Raw genomic sequence first — 21,930 nt, forward strand, 5'->3', positions numbered from 1 at the left:
CCATGACCAAAGCGATGCGGAAGCTCCCCGAGGCGGTCCAGGCCATGCCTGTCTGCCGTTGCATCTTCCTGCTGCTGCCGACCTTTTCGCCGCTGGACCTGACCAGCGCGGTGGCGGCGCTGGAGGCGGCAAATGCACACGACGGGACTGCGCGCTATGACTGGCGCGTGGTCAGCGAGGACGGCCTGCCGGTCACCGCGCCCAACGGGCTCAGCGTGGCGGTGAATGGCGGGCTTCCGGACCTGATGCGCGGCGACATGATCTTTGTCTGCGGCGGCCAGGGGCAGGAGCCGGGCATCTCGCTGAAGGTTCTGGGCTGGCTGCGCAAGGCGCACCGGATGGGCGCAACACTCGGCGCGCTGGGCGGCGGCATCCTGGCGCTGGCCCGCGCCGGGCTGCTGTCCGGGCGCCAGGTTTCGGCCCATTGGGCGCTGCGGGCAATCCTGGCGGAGGCGCATCCGGACGTGGAGGTCAAAAGCTCGCTGTTCACCATGGAGAGCAAGCTGATCACCTGTGCGGGCGGGACCGCGACTGTCGACATGACGCTGAACCTGATCTCGGACCACCACGGGGCGGCCGTCGCGACCGGGGCCGCGGATCTGATGGTCTGTTCCTCTGCCCGCAAGGGCAGCCAGGATCAGACGGTATCGGAATACGGCCGGACCGGCGTGCGGCACGAAAAGCTGGCTGCCGCGCTCAGCCTGATGCGCAGCAATCTGGAGGAGCCGCTGACCCCGGGCGGCATCGCCGGCCTGGTCGGCCTGTCGGTGCGGCAGCTGGAACGGCTGTTCTCCAAATACCTGCAGACCACGCCCAAGGTCTATTACACAAGGCTGCGGCTGGATTATGCGCGCAGCCTGCTGCTGCAGACCAACATGCGGATCATAGATGTGGCGCTGGCGTCCGGGTTCAACAGCCAGACCCATTTCGCAAAGGTCTACCGGCGGTACTTCGGCAAGTCGCCGCATCAGGAACGCCCGTTCTGAGCGCCGCGGCGGGTCTGGTGATGAACCGGAGCAGGCCGGCGGCGCGCGGGCCTGCTCCGGGCGTTTGGCTCAGAGCCCCAGTTCGCTGAGGCCGGGGTGATCCGCAGGCCGCGGCCCCTGCGGCCAGTGGAACAGCCGGTCTGCCTCGCTGATCTTCAGATCGTTGATCGAGGCAAAGCGGTGCGCCATGCGGCCGTCTTCGGCGAACTCCCAGTTCTCATTGCCGTAGGAGCGGTACCATTGGCCGCTGCCGTCGCGCCACTCGTAGGCAAAGCGCACTGCGATGCGGTTCGCCGTGAAGGCCCACAGCTCCTTGATCAGGCGGTAGTCCTGTTCGCGGTCCCATTTGGCGGCGAGGAAGGCGCGGACCTGTTCGCGGCCGCGCGGAAATTCGGCCCGGTTCCGCCAGACAGTGTCCTGTGTGTAGGCCGGCGCCACCGTATCAGGCGAACAGCTGTTCCAGGCATCTTCTGCAGCGCGGACCTTGGCGATGGCGGTTTCGCGGGAGAAGGGCGGCAGCGGGGGGCGGGGAGATTCTGACATTTTCATTTACCGATCTGTTAACAATACGCTGAAAGTGTACAGATCGGTAAACAATAGCAAGGAGAGAAATGCGGATTGTCAGGTTGGATAGGATTGGGCGGGGCAGGATTCGGTGAGAATATCCCAAAAATAAGGCATTTCTGTTGGCGGTGCCGGGGTGAATAATGTTTACTGATCGGTACGGAAATGTCTCCGCAGGAGCTGCCATGCGCCCGAATAAACGTGCCGAGCTGATTCGAAAGTCGCTGGAACTGTTCAACCGGAACGGCTTTCACGCCACCGGCATGGACCTGGTGGCGGCGGAGACCGGAGTGTCGAAGACCTCGATCTACAAGCATTTCCGCTCCAAGGAGGAGCTGATCCTGGCGGTGCTGCGGCTCAGGGACGAGGACTTCCGCAACTGGCTGTACCGGCGGCTGGAGGAGCGGGCGGATACCCCGCGGGGCCAGCTGGAGGCGCTGTTTGACGTGCTGGAGGAGTGGTTCGGGCAGCCCGGATTTCAGGGCTGCATGTTCATCAAGGCGAGTGCCGAATACCAATCCGGCCAGGATCCGGTCAACGTGCAGTCGGCAGAGCACAAGCGGCTGCTGCAGGAGCATTTCACCGGCCTGGCCGCCAGGGCCGGTGCCCGGGACCCGGCCGGGCTGGGCCGCCAGTTGATGGTTCTGAAGGAGGGGGCAATTGTTCTGGCGGCGATGCGGCACAGCAGCGCCCCGGCACGGGACGCGCGGCAGGCGGGCCTGGTGCTGATCGCGCAGGCTGTTGACTGACGCCCGCGCCGCAACGGCCTCTGCCCGCCCTGACGGGCCGGGTGGATGTTCGTCGTTTTTGGGAAGGGTGGTAGCGGAGGAGGGACTTGAACCCCCGACACGCGGATTATGATGCCGCGATGGTCGTAGAGCCAACTGCTATTAGGTGAGATAGGGTGAGACGTCAAAGGGAAGAAATGTCCTTTTATCTCAATTTGGTAGAGTATGAGTGGAAATTCTCACCCCGTCTCACCCCGTCTTGGTGTTTCTCACTACAGCGCAGCGTTTTCGCCACCCCAACGCCACCCCCAAAAGAAACTTCTACCGAGAAAATTTCATCGGACCGATCTCCTCCTCGCTGACAATGAGGAGCACAAAATGACTACTGACAACCATACAGCCCCCCGTGAGTTCACCGACGTGTTCGTACGCGGTTTCAAGAATGGCGCCGGTAAGAGGCTCGAAATTCGGGACACCAAGGTTACTGGCCTGGTGTTGCGGATCACGCCAAAAAACAAGAAAACATTCACGCTCCAAACGCGAACGGTAGACCAGGAAAAGGTGCAAATCACGATCGGTTCGTATCCGGCCGTCGCACTGAAAGATGCCCGTGCCATTGCGTTGAAACACCTCGCCGAGATCGCGCGTGGACACGACCCTCGTGAGCAAGTTCGCCAGATAAAGGCACATGCCGAAGCCCACAACCTTACGCTGACAGCGCTTCTCGATGAGGTCGAACCGATTTTCGGATTGACCAAATCTATGTGGCGCAAAAGTAATCGGTTCGGCCGAACGAAACCTGAGGCGCGGGCGGCGATCGAGAATGTCTTCTCTGAACTACTCCAAAGGCCGCTGGGCAAGCTGCGCCAGTCCGACGTCTCGAAGATGGTGAAGGGCTATACGCCAAAAAGACCCAAAAAGGGAAAGACGAGTGCGAACGGTGCCGTGGCGCGCGCCTTGGCATACTTGCGTACAGTGTTCGACTGGGCAGCCCACCGTGGTCGTTTCACCAAGGAAAATGCCGGCCGTGCTTCGAAGCTCGACCTGCCGGATCTTGGTAACATCGTGGACCCGTCAATCGATGATCCTACTCTCGAAGGGAAGCGGGAACGCGTCCTTAGCCAAGACGAATTGGTTAGTGTCTTGCCCCTGCTGGTCTACCCTGCACCCCCAGGACTGCGGTCAGGTCTCGACCCACGAGAAGACTACGGACCCGTTGCCTTCCGTTTTCTTTTCCTGACCCTGTCCCGCCGTGAGGAGGTTGTAGAAGCCCGGCGCAAGGACTTCGATCTCCAGAGCGGCACCTGGACCAAAAAGGTGAAGACACGCCGCAAGCCCGGCTCTCATGGTCCAGCGGAGCGTCGCATCGTCGCGATCCCCCTGTCGGACACTGCGATCGAACTGCTGCTCTCCCTCCCAAGCTTTGTCGAGGGGCAGCCGGAAGATCTGGTCTTTCCGTCCTCAGGCGGTGGCCCTCTGTGCAACTGGGACCGAACACAGGACGCCATAAATCGCGACAGTGGAACATCTGGTTGGCATCGCCATGATCTCCGGCGGACTGCGGCAACCATCCTGAGACAGCTGGGGGTAAAGCCAGCCGTGACCGACACCCTCTTGTGCCACCGAAACCCCTACAACAGGGAGCAAGTGTCGTCGGCGGCGGCGAGCTATATGATCGACACGAAGATCCTGCGCGACGCCGTCGACTTTGAGCGTGAGGCGGTGAACATGCTTGCGGATGCCTTGGCGTCGATCTGCAAGCCATGCTCGGGCTCTGAGCTTGCGCGAATGGGGGAAGCTGCGTCGTCACCGCGCGTTGAGCGGCATCCGTCGCCTTGGGCCACCTTCGCATAGGATAGCCTTGCAGATGCAGACTGGGAGCGGTGCGAACAAATGCGCCGCTTCCTGCTATTGATCAGCCCTCAACCGGCATTCAATAGCCGCGGCATTCTGAAAGCGATGATTGGCTTCGATAACTGCAAGCTCATGAGCAAAAAAATCAGATGAACTAATAGTTTGGATATGCGTCCGCTCTTCGCGACCTGGCGACGTCGCTCACCTCCGCTGACGGTAAGCCCGACAACAAGACTCGGGATGCGTTTCGGACTCTGGTCTCGGACATCATCTTGTCTCCGGCCGAGTATGATGGAGTCCCCGTCGAAGTCAGGGGGCGCTTGAGTGCTTCAATCTTGAACCCTGATTTTCAAATGGGGGTATGATGGTAGCGGAGGAGGGACTCAGTCCGAATATCTCACTTTAATAACTCTCTGTAAATTAAGGGTTTCAAGGCGGCGGTGCACTCCGGGCGCTTTTGAATGGTTTTTAGTGGTACATGTTTCCCAGTCTCACCGGCCACGATGCGCAGCTACGCGTCGTTCTTGTCGGATCAGCCTTCCGTCCGGATCGGCTCGACCAGCCGGGACTCGAAGCGATCCGTCGGCCCGGTAAGCCACTCGCGAACCGCATCCAGAGTTTCCAAGGCCCTGTCCGGGCGGCGTAGTCCGCATTCCCAGACGATTGCGATCCTGACGCCTCTTTTTCGGATTTCTGCCTCGGCGCGCGCGTCTCTGAGAACGTTCGCCTCGAACTTTTTCCGCCAAAAATCTGGCCGGGTGGCCGGGGTTGTCGCGAAGCGGCACTCAGGATGCCGATGCCAGAAGCACCCGTGGACGAAGATGACCGCGTTCCACTTCGGCAAGACCAGGTCGGGGCGCCCTGGCAGGTGCTTCGCGTGAAGCCTGTAGCGGAAGCCCTGGCCGTGAAGCGCCTTCCGGAGGACGAGTTCGGGCTTGGTGTCTCGGCCGCGAATAGTCGACATCATTTTCGACCGGACATGTGGCGGAACGACATCCAAATGCTTTTTTCCTTTACTAACTGGACTGGTCCTGGAATGTACCCAGAACGAAAAGGAGTCGGGATACTGATGCAAGAGCCCATTGACATCGTCGATCTGTTTTCTGGCCCCGGCGGCCTTGGCGAAGGCTTTGCGCAGGTGAGGTGCGAGGACGGAAATCGTCGCTTCCGGATCAATGTTTCCATTGAATGCGATCCGTCTGCTCATCGCACGCTACGTCTCAGGGCATTCCTCCGGTTGTTCCCGAGCCCACCTCCTGAATACCTGATCTGGATCAATGAGGGTACTGTGCAACCGGATTGGCAGAGATTGTATCCGACGCAATGGCGGGCTGCCGAGGATGAGGCGCGTTGCATGCGGCTCGGGGAGGCATCGACCACAGATTTCCTATCGGATCGTATCCGCCACCTGCGCTCCAAGGTCGGGCATCGCTCGGTCCTGATCGGGGGGCCGCCATGTCAGGCTTATTCGCTGGTCGGTCGCGCTCGCAATCGCGGAACGGCTGGCTACACGCCGGAACTCGACCATCGGAATTTCCTCTATGAGGAGTATGTCCGCATCCTTCGGGAACTCGAGCCGGACGTATTCGTGATGGAGAACGTCAAGGGCATGTTGTCCGCATCGGTCGCGGGAAAGAGAATCTTTCAGAACGTGCAGGCAGACCTCGAGGATTCCGGTTATCGTCTCGTTGCCTTGACCCGGGGTGGTCAGGAAGAAATTGACCGGAGCGGCGCCCAACTCAAGCCCGCGGACTTCGTAATCCGGGCTGAGGATCATGGAGTGCCGCAGGCCCGACACAGAGTGATCATTGTCGGGATACGCAAATCCGCGCACGCCCCGGAGTATCTGCCCTACCTTTCTCGGGGAAAACAGCAGGCGACCGTGCGGCATGTCCTTGGCGCCATCGGTGGCCTTCGCAGCGGCCTCAGCCGCAAGGACGATGCAGGATCATGGAAGGAGGCTGTCCAGAACGCGTGCCATCGTGTCCGGTTCGCAGCGAATGCAATGGATGACAGGGTTGCCGAGCGCTTCCGGGACTTGCTTCTCCGAGTGGAAAGCCGGACTGACACGCTTGCCGCCAGAGGCCGCACCGGTCGAGAGCCTTCCTTGGTCAGTGATGACTGTCCGCCTGCACTCGCCGCCTGGATGACGGCGCCTGCCATATCGCGGCTTCCGAACATGGAAACGCGCGGACACATGCCAGAGGATCTGGGCCGCTATCTGTTCGCTGCGATCTTCGCTGAGGTGCATGGTCATAGCCCGAAGGCCGGGAACTTTCCATCGACCCTCGCCCCGAGGCATGCCAACTGGAAATCCGGCAAATTTGCAGACCGTTTCCGAGTTCAGACATTCGATTCGCCGTCCAGCACCATAACGAGCCATATCTCGAAGGACGGCCACTACTTCATCCATCCTGATCCGACGCAATGCCGCAGCCTGACTGTTCGCGAAGCTGCGCGACTTCAGACATTTCCAGATGATTATGTATTTCTGGGTAACCGAACTGAGCAATTCGTGCAGGTTGGAAATGCCGTTCCACCATTTCTTGCATTTCAGATCGCAAAGGAAATTTCCGCAATATTCGATCGCGGAGTAACCCGGGTGACAGATCCTGCCGGCGAGGAACGTCAAGACTGTCTGGAAGGAACGGTCGGTGGTTGATCCCTTGATGACAATGTGCAACCGTGAGGCCCGAATAGCTGCTCCAAATCGGTTTCACTGTGCCTCCAAATTCGACCCTTCGTTCGGCAGACGCCACACCGCACGCATCTGCACTTGTCGAAACCCTCCGTGACCTTGGATACTCTCTTGAGACCGCTTTGGCGGATATCATCGACAACTCGATTACTGCTGGTGCAACCAACATTCGTCTGCTGACGGATATCGGCCCTGAAGGTCCATTGCTCGGCATCCTGGACGATGGAGCGGGGATGACCGAGGACGAACTGATCGCGGCCATGCGTCCGGGCAGCCGTAGTCCCACGGAAGAACGCGACACTCCTGATCTTGGACGTTTCGGCCTTGGCTTGAAGAGTGCCTCGTTTTCGCAATGTCGCAGATTGACTGTGGTTTCGAGACGCGACGGCATTGTCTCAGCAGCGATATGGGACCTTGATGAGGTGGTCAGGACCAACACATGGGCAATCGAGGTAATGCAAGATCCATCGCCTCTGCCATGGTTCAGACAGTTGCGTGGGTCTGGAACGCTGGTCATATGGGAAAAGATCGACCGGATTGCCGACGGGGTGACGCATGACAAAGACAGGATCGCCGAGATTGCGAATGAGCGGATTTCCAATGCCGAGTATCACATTCGGCTCGTGTTTCATCGATTCATGTCGGTGTCCGGTCGAAAGGCTCTTTCCATTTCGCTGAATGGTCGCACTCTGAAGCCGATCGATCCCTTTGCGGAATCGAATGCGGCAACGATGCGCGATCAGGAAGACGTTCTGCATCTTCGGCAAGGTGACGTCGTGATTCAGAGCATCACTCTTCCGCATCATCGCCAAATGTCTCAGCAGGCTTGGGAAGAACTCGGTGGGCCGGAAGGGCATCTGAAATCGCAGGGCTTCTATCTCTACCGCGGCCGACGACTGATTCAATACGGCTCTTGGTTCGGCTTGGCGCGTCAAACCGAGTTAACCAAGCTATCCCGCGTGCGCATCGACATACCGAACAGCATGGATTCGCTCTGGAAGATCGATGTCAAGAAGTCGTCCGCTCAGATGCCACCGGTCGTCAGGGACCGGCTCCGGAAGCTGCTGGACCGGATCTCACTCGGATCGAGGCGAACCTACCGCAAGCGCGGCCAGAAGCTGGTTGACGAAGCAAGGATGCCCATGTGGTCTCGCATCCAGACCGGGGAGCAGATCAGCTACTGTCCAAACGAGGAACACCCCGTATTTCTGGACTTTGCCGATCGACTTGATCCCGATCTGCGGGAAGCCTTCATGAACTGCATCCGGCTCGTCGGCTCTTCACTGCCCGTAGATACGCTACATTCCGACATGGCCGGCCACGCCGAAAAAATCCGTGGCGCCTCCGCCGGCGAGGCGACCGTCATCCAGGGCGTAGAGGCGATGTTCAAGCGCGGTCTGGCCCCTGGGGATGTTTGGACGATCCTGCGCGATGTCGAACCTTTCGCGTCGCATCGTGAGCTGGTCGAGCGTATCATCGTCGGCCATCAAGAAGTCAGGAGCGAAGTATGAGCGACCAACTGGACAATCTGGAGACAATGGTCACGGCGATGCTCGCCAAGGAAGTTCGCCCTACCGAAGACAGGGTTCGTGAGCTGATTGCCCAGATGCGCGACCTGCCGTTTCTTACCGGCATCACAGATGCCGACTGCGAGATCCTGGCTCGGCGGATCGAGGAGCGTCATGGGATCAGCATGGGCCTCGGAGCCGGCGTAGCGTCGAAGGATTTCGAGCCCTGGCTTGCTGACGCGAAGATTCGAGGCGAGATCGACGGCTACTACTGGGACCGATACCGGCGGCTTCTTGTCGAGAAGAAGATGCCACCGGATGTGGTTTCCGGCATGGACGAGGTCACGGATCGTGTCCTCGGCTACTTGGGTAATCCTCGCGACAACAGCGAATGGAGCCGTCTTGGCATGGTCGTCGGCTACGTCCAGAGCGGCAAGACAGCAAACTACACCGGTCTGGTCTGCAAGGCCGCGGATGCCGGATATCGTCTGATCGTGGTAATCGCCGGTATCCACAACAACCTGCGCAACCAAACGCAAACCCGGATCGACGAAGGCTTCATCGGTCGCGACACCGCACGTCTGGCCCGGAAGGACCGGGCGGAGGCGCAGAAGATCATTGGCGTCGGGCGCTTCGATCAGACGCGCTTCCCGGTCTCGCTCACGACTTCGCTGCGCGACTTCAACAAGGCCACTGCAACCACTAACACCAGCCAGATCGGGCAGTACAGTGTCCCCGTCGTCCTCGTCATCAAGAAGAACGCCAGCACGCTGAAGAACCTCATCGAGTGGCTCAAGGAACATTCGGCCGGCACGGCAAGCCAGATGGTCGAGCAGCCGATGCTCCTGATCGACGACGAGGCCGACAACGCCTCGATCAACATCAAGCATGGCAAGGACGAGATTGCGCGCATCAATGGTCAGATCCGCGAGCTCCTGGGCCTGTTCCGCCGGAGCTGCTACGTTGGTTATACCGCGACCCCTTTCGCGAATATCTTCATCGACCCCGATACAGATGACGCTACAATAGGCCAGGACCTATTCCCACGGCACTTCATCATTGGTCTGGATGCACCATCGAACTACTTCGGCGCCCAGAAGGTGTTCATAGAGAACCGGGACAAGCATATCCGGGACATTGACGACAACGAGGACATCCTCCCGCTCAAGCATACGATCGACCTCAGTCTGGACGGGCTGCCTGCCAGCCTGGAAAAGGCCGTGCGGGCCTTCATAGTCGCGCGCGCCATCCGGAACCTGCGGGGTCAGCAGGGTGACCATGCCTCTATGCTCGTCAACGCGTCGCGATTCACCGGCGTCCAAGGCCAATTGAGGCGACGGATTACTGATTTCGTGGAACGCATCCGGTCAGCCGTGACCGTTGATGGGGGCAAGGGCACGGCTGCGCTCCAGAACGCGCAAATCGCGGCGTTGCGGCAGGTTTGGACAGAGGAATTCGCAGGGCTCGAAAACGCCGACCGGTGGGAGCCGATTCAGAGCAGCCTGCATGACGTCCTCGCGGCGGCGCGGATCGTGGAGGTTAATGCCAGCCGCCAGGCCTCGTCGCTGGACTATGACAGAAAGGGCGATTTCGGACAGACCGTGATCGCGATCGGAGGTTTCTCCCTTTCGCGGGGTCTTACACTGGAAGGACTGACGGTCTCGTATTTCCTGCGTAACTCGATGATGTACGACACGCTGATGCAGATGGGCCGTTGGTTCGGCTATCGGCCCGACTACGAGGATCTTTGCCGAGTATGGATGCCGACCGAAAGCGTCGGTTGGTATGCGCATATCGCCGAGGCGATGGACGAACTCCAGCGCGACTTGAAGCGGATGGAACTGGACGGCGGAACACCAGAGGACTTCGGCCTTGCGGTTCGCAGCCACCCGCAGAACTTGATCGTCACAGCGCGCAACAAGATGGGTTCTGGCCAGGAAGTTCCGATGAAGGTTGGTCTGGCAAATAGGTTGATCGAAACGACGCGCCTGTCGGCGGACACCACTATCATCGAGCGGAATGTCGCCGCCGCCCGTCGTCTCGTCGAGATCAGTCTCGATCCCGGCACGGCAGAGAGTATCGAGCTGCGCGAGAGCAGCCCTTTCGGAACGCTTGCGTCCGGCGTTCCCGTCGAGCACGTCTTGGAATTCCTGAGAACCTTCAGGCCTCACGGTTCGAATCCGGCGACCGATCCCCGCCTGATCGGCGACTACATCTTGGAAAGGGCGGCTACTGAGTTGAAGCTGTGGGATATCCTGGTAGCATCTGCCAAGGGTAACGATAATCAGGATGGTCTGCTTGGGCCGACATTGGGCACCTACGCGAGAACAGTGGCAAAACGGGATGTTGACAGCGGGTTCTTCAACATCGGCAGCGGTAGCGCACGCGTCGGCCAGCCCGGCGATGAAAAGGCAGGACTGAACGAAGCCACGATTCAGGACGCCGAGGCCAAGTTCCGCACGAAGGAGCCGAAGAAGACTTTTCCCGACCACATCTATCGGTCAGCACGCAGGCGGCCGCTCCTGATCGTCCGCGTGCTTGCACCGCGGATACAGAACGATGCCAGAAGCCTTCCTCTGGTGCCGGCTTGGAGTATCAGCTTCCCGCCGTCCTCGATCGAGGGCGGCACCGTCGAATACATCGTCGGAAAGGTCATGCTGCGTGAACTGTTCGGCGATGCTGACGAGGTGGACGAAGATGCCGAATACGCCTGAAGCCTGGGCCGGCCTCGCTCCTGGTGGGATCGACAGTCGCCGTGTCGATAGCGCCGGTCGCTGGGGTTTCTGGTGGACTGTCACGGTGGATGGGTGCTTGGCACTTGCCCTTCGCGCGACGGCGCTCCCCGAAAGACGACCGGAACCACCGCGCCTGAAGGCTATCGAGCTCCGCTATTCCGAAAGCGTAATTCCCGCGATCATCCTGATCCTGAAGGATCGCGCTCAGGCTGCGCTCTTCGAGACGCTGTGCCGCGACATCATCTCAGCCACTCGGGATGCGACCGACGAGGGGCAGGCCGTCACACGCTTCGTCGCCAGGTGTGCCCGCTGGCATCATCTACTGCGTGGTGGCGGCCCGGGAATGAGCGAGGAGCGACAGAAGGGCCTAATCGGCGAACTGTGCCTGCTCAAGGAACTCGCCCGAGCAATCGGTCCTTCGGCGGCGCTAATAGCGTGGGGCGGCCCGTTGGGCGCTCAGAAGGACTTCGATGACGGCCAGTTCTGCATCGAAGTGAAGACTACCCGATCTGCTGGGAAACCCAAGGTCAGGATCGCCTCGGAGCATCAGCTTTCAGATGTTCCTGATCGGGACTTCGTTCTTGCGGCTCTGGCCGTCGATCGAGTGGCGGCGCCCGAAGGCGCCGATCTTCATACTTGGGTGAAACAAACGGCCGCATCTCTAAAGATCGAGGAACACGGCCGGCAGAACGACTGGGATCATGCACTGGCCGCCTCGGGATACTGCGAAGAAGACGAAACGCTACGTGCCTTCACTTGGAAGGCAGGCATGCTACGCTACTACGACGTTGTCGGTGGCTTTCCACGTCTCTTACCTCCCCTGCCAAGGGGCATCAGCGACCTTACGTATTCGGTGGACCTGTCCACGTGCCAGTCCTTTGAACGCGATGCCCCATTCACCCCCCCCGAATAGGAGCGGCTCATTACATGACCGATCTTGCCGAATTCCACCGCTCTCAACTGGCCGATGCCCGGATCGAAGCAGACTCGCGTGGTATTCTGACCATCGAAGCCTGGTTCGATCGCGTGAAGGAACGCCTGTCGGAAGCCGGCGAGGTAGAGACGGCAGACATCGCGTATTTTGAGCAAGGCAATGGCGCGCAGAGATTGCGTGTCGACGGCTATGGAGGTGATCCCCGCGATTGCGATGGTATTCTTTCGCTTATCATCTGCGATTTCCATGACGACGACGAGCTGAAGACCATCGGAAAGGCCGATCTGCCGCGCCTGTTCAACCCGCTGATCCGCTTCATGAAGCAGGCCCGTGACGAGGATTTTCGGAATTCTCTGAACGAGGTGAGCCCCGGCTTCCAGGTCTCGGACCTGTTGATCACGACGTGGAAGTATGTCGAGAAGATCAAGCTCATCCTGCTTTCGAACCGGCACTACGTCGGCCGCGTCGACGGAATGTCGGCAGGCAATAACGATGGCGTCCCGGTCACTTACAATGTTTGGGACCTCGCGCGGATCGAGCGTCACGAACGCGCCAGCGCCGGTCGCGAGGAGATCGACATTGACTTGGATGGCGATTTTGGCGGTGGAATTCCTGCGCTTAGAGCCTCGCGTACTGGCGGGAATCTCGAGAGCTACCTGATGATCATCCCCGGTGCCCAGTTGGCGGCAATCTACGACCGATGGGGCGCACGTCTGCTGGAGGCGAATGTACGGAGCTTCCTCCAAGCCCGAGCGGCTACGAACAAGGGGATTGCCAAGACAATTCGCGAGACACCGGAATTCTTCTTTCCCTACAACAACGGCCTCTCGGCGACCGCCAGCGAAGTGGAGACCAGGCCCGGTCCGGACGGCCTCGAGGTGGTCCGGCTGCGAGACCTTCAGATTGTGAACGGTGGGCAGACCACAGGCTCGATCCATGCCGCGCTCCGCAATGCCAAGGAACAGCTCGAGTCGGCGTTCGTCCAGATGAAGTTGACGATCGTTCCGCCGGAGGAGGCCGAGCAGATCGTTCCTAACATTTCGAAGTTCGCCAATACACAGAACAAGGTCAACGCTGCCGATTTTTTCTCCAACCATCCGTTCCACATCCGGATGGAACAGTTCTCCAGGCAACTGCTGGCACCGAAGGGCGAGGGACGACTCGAGACGCGGTGGTTCTACGAGCGAACCCGAGGGCAGTACCTTGACGAAAAGGCGAGACGCACACCGGCTCAGCAGAAGAAATTCGAGCTCGAATTCCCGAAGTCGCAGCTCTTCACCAAAACCGATCTGGCGAAGTACGAGATGTCTTCTCAGGAACAGCCTCACGTCGTGTCGACCGGCGCCCAGAAGAACTTTTCCTCCTTCGCGAAGACGATCGGGGAAGCCTGGGAAAAGGGTGACGCGAAATTCGATGAAACCTGGTTTCGTCGCTTGGTTGGGAAGGCCATCATTTTCCGCGACCTGGAGCGGGAGGTTCCGAAGCAACCATGGTATCCTGGGGGGTATCGCGCGAACATTGTGACCTACGCGATCGCGAAGGTCTTCCATGATGCCCGGGCGATGGGAAAACTCGTTGATCTCGACGCGGTCTGGCGGCAGCAGACCGTGCCGGGGGAGTTAAAATCCGCTCTGCTCAGCGCGGCGGCCGAAGCGACATTGGTGATAACCTCGCCGCCGGAAGGTGTCAGGAACATCACCGAATGGGCGAAGAAGCAGGCTTGCTGGGCAAATCTCCAGAAGGTCGAGATTTCCTACGAAGACCTCGAGGGCGCCGTACAGACCAAGGCCGAGGCGCGGGAGACGGTCAAGGAAGCTCGCGCGGACCGCTCGGTCACGGATGCCGCCACCGCTTTGATCGAGGTCACCAACTTTGGCGCAGCGCATTGGGCGTCTCTTCTCGAATGGGCACGGTCCCAGCGGAAACTGACACCGAAAGAAGCCCAGACGCTTGGCGTCTGTGCCAGCATGCCTCGTCAGATACCCTCGGACTGGCAGGCCAAGCAGGCGTTGGACGTGTTGCAACGGATGTCGGGTGAAGGATATCAGCCCGAGGGCACAACGTAGCAGGGCTGAGGATGGCAAGAAGTCAGTTACCGATAATTGGGAAAGGTTGCTCTTCTCGCGTCTGCTGACTCGCTTTCGGGTTCAGAGTGGTTCTATAAAAGAAGCGCAGCGAATGGGAACTCATCGCCCTGGCTGTGTGCATGGACCTGTCACGTTTGCGAGCCGCCCCAAGTTCTCATTTATGCGGCCTGGGCTCCGAAGGCCAACGGGCTTTTCCAGCCGAGGGCTGAGTGCCTGCGGCGTGGATTATAGAAGCCGTTGATGTATTCGAAGATAGCCAGTTCGGCAGAGAGGCGCGTTGGCTACTATCTCTGCCACAGCAATTCTACTTGGCCCCGCTCCAGAAGCAGACGCTCGGATTGTTGATATGCGGTCTCTTGCACAGAATTCTTAGGATCGCTGCAACCGCCGTTCGTGCCCCTTTGCTTGATCGAGTGCAGTTTCAGTGTCTCTCGGACCATGTCGCCGTTGGTAACGCCAGGGCCACGGCGAAGGCCTCGCGGGTAGAGAGATCAGCGAGCGCATTCTCTACGAAGAGTTGGTTGGCCAAGACACACCGGCAGGCTTCCGCGTCCGGGCGGCCCGGTTCATTCAGCGGGGTAGGCAGGTTGTCGTTCTCGTAGATCATTGCGTTTTCATGAGTAGCGGATCGGACGGGATGCCCGGCCCGAACGGAAAATGAGTCGATTCGGACTTGGCCGGAAGCGGCGTTGTCCCAACGCCATCATGGGGGGCTTCGACCGGCTTTCGTCTACGGGAAATGGGGGTTCGCTGCCGTTTTGAGAGGCGTGGTTTTCGCACCAGTTCCTCTCAATGAGACACTACGAAAAAACCCACTTCGACACGGCCTCCCAAGCGACTACCCTCACTCCGGGCGACTACGTTCGCCTCCTGCATCCTGAGGAGGCTATCGGTAAAACAACACTCATGTCCAAGGACGGCTCTGATCAGGTCCATTCGAAGACCTATGATCTGGCCACTGCTTCCGCCTTGGTCGACAACTTCCTTGATGGCGACGGTTACATTTCCCTCCATCGGTTCCACGGTGCGCGCAGGGTCGGTCGACTTGCGGCTCTGAACGGGCTTTTCCTCGACCTGGATGCCGACCGCCTTCCTGTCGGCGCCACCCGGGCGGCCGGGCCTTGGTCGCTCGACGTGCTCATGCGCTTGGTGTCGATGAACTTGCCCGAACCCACCGTGCTAATGTCGACGGGGCGGGGCCTTGCCGCGATCTGGTTGCTCGATCCGCTGCCGCCACAGGCCCTCCCGCGTTGGCAGCCCGCGCAGAACGCGCTGATCGACCTCTTCCGATGCCTCGGGGCCGATCCAAGCTGCCGGGATGCCGCGCGGGTGACGCGTCTGCCCGGCTCACTCAATTCCAAGAGCAGGACCATCGCCACGATCATCGGCGGCACACTCGAGCGTTTCGGTTTCGACAAGCTCGCCGACGAAATCTACATCGCTGCCGGGCGTCCAACCCGGGAGGAACTCCATCTGCATCAAGAACGCAAGAAGGGGCGGGTGGAGAGGAAGGCGCATTCCGGGGGGCTGACGGTAAGCGGCCGCTTCCAGGCTATCGCAAGGGACCTTGAGCGCCTTCTTCTTTCCTGGGGCGGGCAGGTGCCGGTGGGTTTCCGGAACACATGGCTGCACCTCTACGCCACCTGCCTGTCCCACACGTCCGATGAACGGAAGATCCCCGGCCTCGTGGAGACGATGGCGGCGCAAGCTACCCCGGGCCTGACTCTCTCCGAGGTAGCGGGCATCGCAAAGATCGCGGCTCGCCATGCTTCGCTGCCGAGCGGGTGCACGCCCCTCACCGATGGCCGATACCACTACTCAGGTGCCACGGTCGCAGAACTGCTGGACGTGACGGCGGCGGGGGCGCGGGCGCTCGGCCTTGAGCAGGTAATGCCGAAAGAGGAGCGCGCGAAGCGCAAGGCGGAGCGGGAGCGACTTCGCCGGCGGACGGCGGGGGTGATGTCTCGGCAAGAGTGGCTCCAAAAGAACAGTCAGGAGCGACAGAAACCATGGATCGAACTCGGTATTTCGAGAAGCACCTTTTACCGCCGCCTGAGGGCTGGCCAGATCGTCGAACCGCCGAAGCCTACAACGGCCACCGAGGTTGAGACTGGTCCGTGTCCGCAACAGGGGGGCTCTGCCTTGCCGAAGGCGTCGGCGGAGCGGCATAGCCCCTCCGCCAAAGACTGCACCCCCACCAAACGCCCGCGCCGCCGCACCCAGCCGACAGAAACGACGCGGAAAGGAAGGACCGCAGCGCCCCCAAGGGAATGGGCTGAATGAAATCGTTGTCGAAACCAGCCTATTCGCGCGGCGTGCGCAGCTCCAGGGCGAAGTCGATTTCGTATTTCGCCGGACTCGCTACCCAGTGGAGTGCTTGCGGTACGAGTGAAATGGGGAGCTTTCAGTAAGAGTCCGATATCATGCCCGACGTGACGAGCAAGGGCACCGTCTTTCGGTGCGCCCAAGCTTGCGACAGGATCAGCGCAAGCAGGCGTGCCGGAAACTTCTTTCTGCACCGAGCGGCGCGCCTCTTGACCGACAGTATTGGATGCGCGGCCATCGCTTTGGACAGTCGTCCAGGAGGCCGGTATGAACATGTTTCTCGGGCCGCAGCAGTGGCAAAGTTGGTTCGCCTCTGCCTGATCGAATGGCCGTGATGGCCGAACTGGCGGAGGTCGTGATTTTCCTGAAAAAGCTGCCGTTCCGGGAGATTAATGCGTTGACCGTGTAGGGGCACATGGCCATTGATGTCTCTGGCCGCCCGTTGATCCGGCGCGGGGAGAGCAGACCTCTGCCCCCGCCTCGCCGCAACCTGAAGATAACATCAATCCTCCAAGCGCTCCTGCGAAAGGCGCTCGATGACAGCCTGCACCTCCGACAATTTCCAGCGAGAGGAGTTGCCCAGCTTTAATGGCTTTGGGAACGTCTTGTTCTTGATGTCGCGGTAAATGCTGGCGCGCGACCGCTGGAGTATTTCTACGAGAGTAGAGATACCGACCAGGGACTCGGGGGTGGGCGATGTCGTGTGCATGATGATCTCCATTTATCTATGCTAACGGGAGATCGGTTCGTTTCTCGGTGACCCAAAACATCTCAGTCGATATTTGGGAAAGTTTTTTTGAATCCTGCCTTCGCCTTCGAGGTTGCCGTGGCCAACCCGTACGTGGATCATCGGACGAGTGGCGTCAGGCAAGTGGCGGCAGTCGCGTGATTTTGCCACCCCGGCGCCACCCCAGAAGAGTTTCCGCAATGCGGATATCACCCCTATATAGGAGGAAGTCGCCGAAAACATTGGGGAAAAGTGGTAGCGGAGGAGGGACTTGAACCCCCGACACGCGGATTATGATTCCGCTGCTCTAACCAACTGAGCTACTCCGCCGCTCGCTGTGTGGAGGCGATTTACGGAATGCCGCGGTTTGGGTCAAGCGGAAAAGCGGAGGAAATGAAGATTCTTCCCAAGTTTTTCCGGCGGGCGGGAAAAGGATCCTGAAAACAACCGGTTGCAGCCCACGTGAGGGCAGGGCGCGGTTGCGGGCGGCGGGGCGGCTGCCGTGCCGCGCTGACCGCCGGCTATTCGGGCGGGGTGTCCAGGGCAGACAGTTCCGGCAGCGGCAGCTGGTCCAGCAGCTGGAATACCAGGTCGCGGCAGGTCTCCCCCGCCCAATCCGCCGGGTGGAAGCTGGGCGGCAGGTCCGGATGGCGCAGCACAACGCGGCGCCAGCGGTGCACGATCAGGGTCCGCAGGGTGCCGGTCTGGGCCGGCGTCAGCCCGGCGGGCGGCGGGGGGATCCGCGCCAGATCGTGCTGCAGGGCTGCACAGGCGTCGCGCAGGGGCTCAGGGAACAGCCGTGCCTTGAGCCAGCCCGGCACGGCAATCCTGCTGACCTCGGCCGCCATCAGGTCGTCCAGGCTGCGCGGCACCGGCCCATGGCCCAGGGCGGTTGTCCGGTTCACCGCGACGTAGTTGGACAGCAGCAGCACCTCGTCCAGCGTTGCCTGGCCGGCGCCGTCCTGGGCGATCAGAAGATGCCAGTTGCCCGGGGTTGCGGCGCGGCGCTCGTAGATCCGCGGGCTGACGGCAGCCGACTGGCTGCGGCCGTATTCGGTGAGATAGTGGACAGAGGCGCGCCCGGACCTCGCGCTTTCGATCCAGCCATCCTTGCGCAGCCGGTGCAGCGCCACCCGGATGGCCTCCGGCTTGATCCCCATCGGGGTGATGATCCGGGTCAGGGCGCCGCCGCTGACCTGCGCGCCCTTCTGCTGCGCCAGATCGCCGAACAGCGAAACAATCACCGACCAGACCCGCTGGTTTTGCGGATCGTTCAGTTGCTGGACGGTGGTTTCAAACCATGGGTTACGCTGTTCGTTCATAAGGATAAACATAGTCCGCCCGGACCGGTTAGACCAGTCCGGGCGGGCGGCAGCGGTACGGCTGCCTACCACTTTTGCACAGGCTCAGAAGGCATTCATGGTCAGCAGCTCGTATTCCGCTGCGATCTCATCGTCCTGATTGGTCAGCGTCACGTGCCAGCGCACCTCGCCGTACTCCTCGTTGCGCGGGGTCTTCTTCTTGACCGTGAGGCGCACCTTGATGCTGTCGCCTGCCGAAACCGGCTTCATGAAGCGCAAGGAGTCGAGGCCGGTGTTGGCCAGAACCGGGCCTTCGTCCGGCTGCACGAACATGCCGGCGGCAAAGGACAGGAGCAGGTAGCCATGCGCGACGCGGCCCGGGAAGAACGGGTTCCGCTTGGCGGCCTCGTCGTCCATATGGGCATAGAAGGTGTCGCCGGTGAAATGGGCGAAGGTCTCGATATCTTCCAGCGTGACGGTGCGCGGCGCGGTGTGCAGGGTCTCGCCGATCGCCAGCTCGCCGAACTTGCGGGTGAAGGGGTGTGCGGGGCCTTCGATCTCGGTGCCGCCGGGGACCCATTTCTCGCCAATCGCCGACAGGATATCCGGCGAGCCCTGGATGGCGGTGCGCTGCATGTAGTGTTTGACGCCGCGCACGCCGCCCATTTCCTCGCCGCCGCCGGCGCGGCCGGGGCCGCCATGCACCATGTGGGGCAGGGGGGAGCCGTGGCCCGTCGATTCCTTCATCGAGTCGCGGTTGTTGAAGTAGAGGCGGCCGTGGTAGGCGCCGGCGCCAATGGCAACCTCGCGGGCAACCCCTGCGTCATGGGTGATGACGGAGGCCACCAGCGAGCCCTGGCCGCGGTTGGCGAGATCAATGGCGTGATCCAGATCGCGGTAGCCCATGATGGTGGAAACCGGGCCGAACGCCTCGGTGTCGTGCACGCGGCTTGCCGTGTCCGGGTCGGCGCAGTGGAACAGCATCGGCGGCACAAAGGCGCCTTTGTCGGCGTCGGCGCCCTCGACGGTGAAGTTCGACGGATCGCCAAAGACGCGCTCGGCTTCCTGGCCGATGATTGCGGCCTTTTCCAGCACATCGCGCTTCTGACTGTTGGAGACCAGCGCGCCCATGCGTGTGGTTTGCAGACGCGGATCACCGATGGTGGTTTTGGCAAGTCGTGCGGATAGCGCTTCGATGACTGCCTCCACCTGCGCCTGCGGGGCGATGATGCGGCGGATGGCGGTGCATTTCTGGCCCGCCTTGGTGGTCATCTCGCGGCTGACTTCCTTGATGAACAGGTCGAACTCCGGCGTGCCGGGCTGGGCGTCGGGGCCAAGGATAGACGCGTTGAGGCTGTCCTGCTCGGCCACGAAGCGCACCGAGTTTTCCAGGATCACCGGGTTGGCGCGCAGCTTGAGCGCGGTGCTGGCGGAGCCGGTGAAGCTGACCACGTCCTGCATGGTCAGATGATCCAGCATGTCACCGAGGCCGCCGGAGACCAGTTGCAGCGCGCCCTCGGGCAGTATGCCGCTGTCGAGCATCAGCTTTACCGCCAGTTCAGTGACATAGCAGCTGTTGGTGGCGGGCTTCACGATGGCGGGGACGCCGGCCAGCAGGGTGGGGGCCAGTTTCTCCAGCATGCCCCAGACCGGGAAGTTGAAGGCATTGATATGCACCGCGACGCCGCGCAGCGGGGTGCAGATGTGCTGGCCCAGGAAGGTGCCGTTGCGGGAGAGCTGCTCCACATCGCCGTCGAGGTAGACATGGCCGTCCGGCATCTCGCGGCGGCCCTTGGAGGCAAACACGAACATGGTGCCGATGCCGCCGTCGATGTCGATCATGTGGTCGGACTGGGTGGCGCCGGTGTCGAAGCTGAGATCGTAGAGCGCCTGCTTGTGCTGGTTCAGATGGCCCGCCAGCGCCTTCAGCATCCGGGCGCGGTCGTGGAAGGTCAGCTTGCGCAGGGCGGGGCCGCCGGTGGTGCGGGCATAATCGAGCATCGCCTGCACATCGAGCGCGTCGTTGCCGGCGCTGGCGATCACCTCGCCGGTGATGGCGCTGGCGATGTTGCGCGCACCTGCACCCGGTGCGACCCATTGACCCGCTGCAAAGCTGGAAATCTCAAGAAGGCTCATGATGCTGTCCTTTTCGTCAGGCCGACGCCGAGGTCGGCTGGCTGGAATCCGATGCTGAGATATATTGACCGTCCGGTCGGTTTATGCAAGGAATTTGTCAAAAGCGCCGCTGACAGGGTGAGGGAGCGATGAGCGATACAATTCTGGTGGAGGATCACGGCACCTGGGTGGAGATCACCCTGAACCGTCCGGACCGGCTGAACAGCTTTAACGAAGAGATGCACAACGCATTGCGCGCAGCACTTGAGGCGGCGCGTGATGGCGGCGCCCGTGCGGTGCTGCTGACGGGCGCCGGGCGCGGATTTTGCGCCGGACAGGATCTGGGCGACCGCGATCCGCGCAAGATGGACGGGCCGCCGGATCTGAGCCAGACCGTGCGCAAATTCTACGCGCCGCTGGTGCGGCTGATCCGCGAGCTGAACTTCCCGGTGATCTGCGCGGTGAACGGTGTGGCCGCCGGCGCCGGGGCCAATCTGGCGCTGGCCTGCGACATGGTGCTGGCGGCGGAAAGCGCCAAATTCATCCAGTCGTTCTCTAAGGTGGGCCTGATCCCCGACACCGGCGGCAGCTGGCACCTGCCGCGGCTGCTGGGCGAAGCGCGGGCCAAGGGTCTGGCGCTGACGGCCGAGCCGCTGCCCGCGAAGAAAGCCGAGGAGTGGGGGTTGATCTGGAAGGTGCTGCCGGATGAGGAACTGATGCCTGAGGCCCGCGCCACGGCAGAGAAATTTGCAAACGGCCCGACCCTGGGTCTGGGCCTGACCAAGCAATGCATTCAGGCGGCGGCGGTCACCACGCTGTCCGATCAACTGGAGATCGAGGCCGACGCGATGAAGACCTGCGGCGAGAGCGCGGATTACGCGGAAGGCGTTGCCAGTTTCCTGGAAAAGCGCGCGCCCGAGTTCAAAGGCAAATGACCATGACCCCGACAGAACGCGCTGAAAAATCCGCCGCCGCCATGTGGGCCGATGACCACGCGTCCAAGTGGGCGGGGATGGAGATCACCCATGTGGATGAGGGCGAGGCGACGCTGGAGCTGACCATCGCCGAGCACCACTGCAACGGCCACGGCATCTGCCATGGCGGTGTGACCTTCATGCTGGCCGACAGCGCCTTTGCCTTTGCTTGCAACAGCCGCAACCAGGCCACCGTGGCGCAGCACAACGTGATCAGCTTTACCGCGCCCGGGCGGCTGGGCGACAGGCTGACCGCGCAGGCCCGCGAGATTTCCCTGACCGGGCGCAGCGGCATCTATGACGTGACAGTGACCAATCAGGACGGCCGGCAAATCGCCGAATTCCGGGGGTTTTCCCGGGCGGTCAAAGGCCAGTTGTTTGACGAATAAGGCGT

The 21,930-nt window shown here is 61.2% G+C and carries 17 protein-coding genes, 1 tRNA gene and 1 pseudogene; 11 read left to right on the forward strand and 8 right to left on the reverse strand.

Features of this window, described 5'->3' with window-relative positions:
• The first annotated feature begins 2 nt into the window (after positions 1 to 2).
• Entirely contained in the window at positions 3 to 986 is a 984-nt protein-coding gene (locus OKQ63_RS02580; protein WP_264212412.1) for a GlxA family transcriptional regulator, read from the forward strand.
• Positions 987 to 1,055: 69 nt separating this feature from the next.
• Here OKQ63_RS02580 and OKQ63_RS02585 read toward each other — a convergent pair whose 3' ends face one another.
• On the reverse strand, positions 1,056 to 1,529 hold the full coding sequence (locus tag OKQ63_RS02585; protein ID WP_264213867.1) for a nuclear transport factor 2 family protein: 474 nt from the start codon (positions 1,527 to 1,529) through the stop codon (positions 1,056 to 1,058).
• 206 nt (positions 1,530 to 1,735) lie between these two features.
• On the opposite strand from OKQ63_RS02585, the gene OKQ63_RS02590 reads away from it, so the two are divergent.
• Together OKQ63_RS02590 and OKQ63_RS02595 are read left to right on the forward strand one after the other, a co-directional pair.
• Positions 1,736 to 2,299, forward strand: coding sequence for a TetR/AcrR family transcriptional regulator (locus tag OKQ63_RS02590; RefSeq protein WP_264212413.1), 564 nt, complete (start codon positions 1,736 to 1,738; stop codon positions 2,297 to 2,299).
• 357 nt (positions 2,300 to 2,656) lie between these two features.
• Entirely contained in the window at positions 2,657 to 4,132 is a 1,476-nt protein-coding gene (locus tag OKQ63_RS02595; protein ID WP_264212414.1) for a tyrosine-type recombinase/integrase, read from the forward strand.
• 532 nt (positions 4,133 to 4,664) lie between these two features.
• Here OKQ63_RS02595 and OKQ63_RS02600 read toward each other — a convergent pair.
• Positions 4,665 to 5,132, reverse strand: coding sequence for a very short patch repair endonuclease (locus tag OKQ63_RS02600; protein ID WP_350356293.1), 468 nt, complete (start codon positions 5,130 to 5,132; stop codon positions 4,665 to 4,667).
• A 69-nt stretch (positions 5,133 to 5,201) separates the two neighbouring features.
• Here OKQ63_RS02600 and OKQ63_RS02605 point away from each other — a divergent pair, with 69 nt between their 5' ends.
• The 5 genes from OKQ63_RS02605 (at position 5,202) to OKQ63_RS02625 (ending at position 14,073) form a co-directional block, all read left to right on the forward strand.
• The gene (locus tag OKQ63_RS02605; protein ID WP_264212415.1) at positions 5,202 to 6,794 is read left to right on the forward strand and encodes a DNA cytosine methyltransferase; all 1,593 of its coding nucleotides are present in this window, start codon (positions 5,202 to 5,204) and stop codon (positions 6,792 to 6,794) included.
• Between the two features lie 158 nt (positions 6,795 to 6,952).
• Positions 6,953 to 8,341 (forward strand): ATP-binding protein, encoded by a 1,389-nt coding sequence (locus OKQ63_RS02610; RefSeq protein WP_264212416.1) that lies wholly within the window; start codon positions 6,953 to 6,955, stop codon positions 8,339 to 8,341.
• On the forward strand, positions 8,338 to 11,052 hold the full coding sequence (locus OKQ63_RS02615) for a Z1 domain-containing protein (RefSeq protein ID WP_264212417.1): 2,715 nt from the start codon (positions 8,338 to 8,340) through the stop codon (positions 11,050 to 11,052). The genes OKQ63_RS02610 and OKQ63_RS02615 overlap by 4 nt, the downstream gene beginning before the upstream one ends.
• Entirely contained in the window at positions 11,036 to 11,986 is a 951-nt protein-coding gene (locus OKQ63_RS02620; RefSeq protein ID WP_264212418.1) for a PD-(D/E)XK motif protein, read from the forward strand. Before OKQ63_RS02615 ends, OKQ63_RS02620 begins: the two co-directional genes overlap by 17 nt.
• Positions 11,987 to 12,000: 14 nt before the next feature.
• The gene (locus OKQ63_RS02625) at positions 12,001 to 14,073 is read left to right on the forward strand and encodes an AIPR family protein (RefSeq protein ID WP_264212419.1); all 2,073 of its coding nucleotides are present in this window, start codon (positions 12,001 to 12,003) and stop codon (positions 14,071 to 14,073) included.
• 179 nt (positions 14,074 to 14,252) lie between these two features.
• On the opposite strand, the pseudogene OKQ63_RS02630 reads toward OKQ63_RS02625, so the two are convergent.
• Both OKQ63_RS02630 and OKQ63_RS02635 read right to left on the reverse strand, forming a co-directional pair.
• Positions 14,253 to 14,372: pseudogene (locus OKQ63_RS02630) on the reverse strand (IS3 family transposase); the annotation flags it as partial.
• Positions 14,373 to 14,515: 143 nt separating this feature from the next.
• Entirely contained in the window at positions 14,516 to 14,701 is a 186-nt protein-coding gene (locus OKQ63_RS02635) for a hypothetical protein (RefSeq protein ID WP_264212420.1), read from the reverse strand.
• Positions 14,702 to 14,886: 185 nt separating this feature from the next.
• On the opposite strand from OKQ63_RS02635, the gene OKQ63_RS02640 reads away from it, so the two are divergent.
• Complete coding sequence (locus tag OKQ63_RS02640) at positions 14,887 to 16,377, forward strand: hypothetical protein (protein ID WP_264212421.1); 1,491 nt, start codon at positions 14,887 to 14,889, stop codon at positions 16,375 to 16,377.
• A gap of 544 nt (positions 16,378 to 16,921) precedes the next feature.
• On the opposite strand, the gene OKQ63_RS02645 is transcribed toward OKQ63_RS02640, so the two are convergent.
• The 4 genes from OKQ63_RS02645 to paaZ form a co-directional block, all read right to left on the reverse strand.
• Positions 16,922 to 17,140 (reverse strand): helix-turn-helix transcriptional regulator, encoded by a 219-nt coding sequence (locus OKQ63_RS02645; RefSeq protein ID WP_264212422.1) that lies wholly within the window; start codon positions 17,138 to 17,140, stop codon positions 16,922 to 16,924.
• A 259-nt stretch (positions 17,141 to 17,399) separates the two neighbouring features.
• Positions 17,400 to 17,476 (reverse strand) — tRNA-Met (locus OKQ63_RS02650).
• Positions 17,477 to 17,667: 191 nt separating this feature from the next.
• Positions 17,668 to 18,468, reverse strand: coding sequence for a PaaX family transcriptional regulator C-terminal domain-containing protein (locus OKQ63_RS02655; RefSeq protein WP_264212423.1), 801 nt, complete (start codon positions 18,466 to 18,468; stop codon positions 17,668 to 17,670).
• An 84-nt stretch (positions 18,469 to 18,552) separates the two neighbouring features.
• On the reverse strand, positions 18,553 to 20,583 hold the full coding sequence (gene paaZ / locus OKQ63_RS02660) for a phenylacetic acid degradation bifunctional protein PaaZ (RefSeq protein ID WP_264212424.1): 2,031 nt from the start codon (positions 20,581 to 20,583) through the stop codon (positions 18,553 to 18,555).
• A 128-nt stretch (positions 20,584 to 20,711) separates the two neighbouring features.
• Between paaZ and paaG the strand changes: the two genes are divergently transcribed.
• Together paaG and paaI are read left to right on the forward strand one after the other, a co-directional pair.
• Positions 20,712 to 21,497, forward strand: coding sequence for a 2-(1,2-epoxy-1,2-dihydrophenyl)acetyl-CoA isomerase PaaG (gene paaG, locus OKQ63_RS02665; RefSeq protein WP_264212425.1), 786 nt, complete (start codon positions 20,712 to 20,714; stop codon positions 21,495 to 21,497).
• A gap of 2 nt (positions 21,498 to 21,499) precedes the next feature.
• The gene (paaI, locus tag OKQ63_RS02670; RefSeq protein ID WP_264212426.1) at positions 21,500 to 21,925 is read left to right on the forward strand and encodes a hydroxyphenylacetyl-CoA thioesterase PaaI; all 426 of its coding nucleotides are present in this window, start codon (positions 21,500 to 21,502) and stop codon (positions 21,923 to 21,925) included.
• Positions 21,926 to 21,930 lie beyond the last annotated feature (5 nt).

Origin of the sequence: Leisingera thetidis, assembly GCF_025857195.1 — a bacterium.
Classification (GTDB): Bacteria; Pseudomonadota; Alphaproteobacteria; order Rhodobacterales; family Rhodobacteraceae; genus Leisingera; species Leisingera thetidis.

What these genes read in the sequence shown, in the direction of transcription:
- paaZ (WP_264212424.1), bottom strand. Translation starts at nt 20,583, where the DNA reads ATGAGCCTTCTTGAGATTTCCAGCTTTGCAGCGGGTCAATGGGTCGCA.
- OKQ63_RS02585 (WP_264213867.1), bottom strand. Translation starts at nt 1,529, where the DNA reads ATGTCAGAATCTCCCCGCCCCCCGCTGCCGCCCTTCTCCCGCGAAACC.
- OKQ63_RS02590 (WP_264212413.1), top strand. Translation starts at nt 1,736, where the DNA reads ATGCGCCCGAATAAACGTGCCGAGCTGATTCGAAAGTCGCTGGAACTG.
- OKQ63_RS02615 (WP_264212417.1), top strand. Translation starts at nt 8,338, where the DNA reads ATGAGCGACCAACTGGACAATCTGGAGACAATGGTCACGGCGATGCTC.
- OKQ63_RS02645 (WP_264212422.1), bottom strand. Translation starts at nt 17,140, where the DNA reads ATGGAGATCATCATGCACACGACATCGCCCACCCCCGAGTCCCTGGTC.
- OKQ63_RS02580 (WP_264212412.1), top strand. Translation starts at nt 3, where the DNA reads ATGACCAAAGCGATGCGGAAGCTCCCCGAGGCGGTCCAGGCCATGCCT.
- OKQ63_RS02635 (WP_264212420.1), bottom strand. Translation starts at nt 14,701, where the DNA reads ATGATCTACGAGAACGACAACCTGCCTACCCCGCTGAATGAACCGGGC.
- OKQ63_RS02625 (WP_264212419.1), top strand. Translation starts at nt 12,001, where the DNA reads ATGACCGATCTTGCCGAATTCCACCGCTCTCAACTGGCCGATGCCCGG.
- OKQ63_RS02655 (WP_264212423.1), bottom strand. Translation starts at nt 18,468, where the DNA reads ATGAACGAACAGCGTAACCCATGGTTTGAAACCACCGTCCAGCAACTG.
- OKQ63_RS02595 (WP_264212414.1), top strand. Translation starts at nt 2,657, where the DNA reads ATGACTACTGACAACCATACAGCCCCCCGTGAGTTCACCGACGTGTTC.
- paaG (WP_264212425.1), top strand. Translation starts at nt 20,712, where the DNA reads ATGAGCGATACAATTCTGGTGGAGGATCACGGCACCTGGGTGGAGATC.
- OKQ63_RS02620 (WP_264212418.1), top strand. Translation starts at nt 11,036, where the DNA reads ATGCCGAATACGCCTGAAGCCTGGGCCGGCCTCGCTCCTGGTGGGATC.
- OKQ63_RS02640 (WP_264212421.1), top strand. Translation starts at nt 14,887, where the DNA reads ATGAGACACTACGAAAAAACCCACTTCGACACGGCCTCCCAAGCGACT.
- paaI (WP_264212426.1), top strand. Translation starts at nt 21,500, where the DNA reads ATGACCCCGACAGAACGCGCTGAAAAATCCGCCGCCGCCATGTGGGCC.
- OKQ63_RS02605 (WP_264212415.1), top strand. Translation starts at nt 5,202, where the DNA reads ATGCAAGAGCCCATTGACATCGTCGATCTGTTTTCTGGCCCCGGCGGC.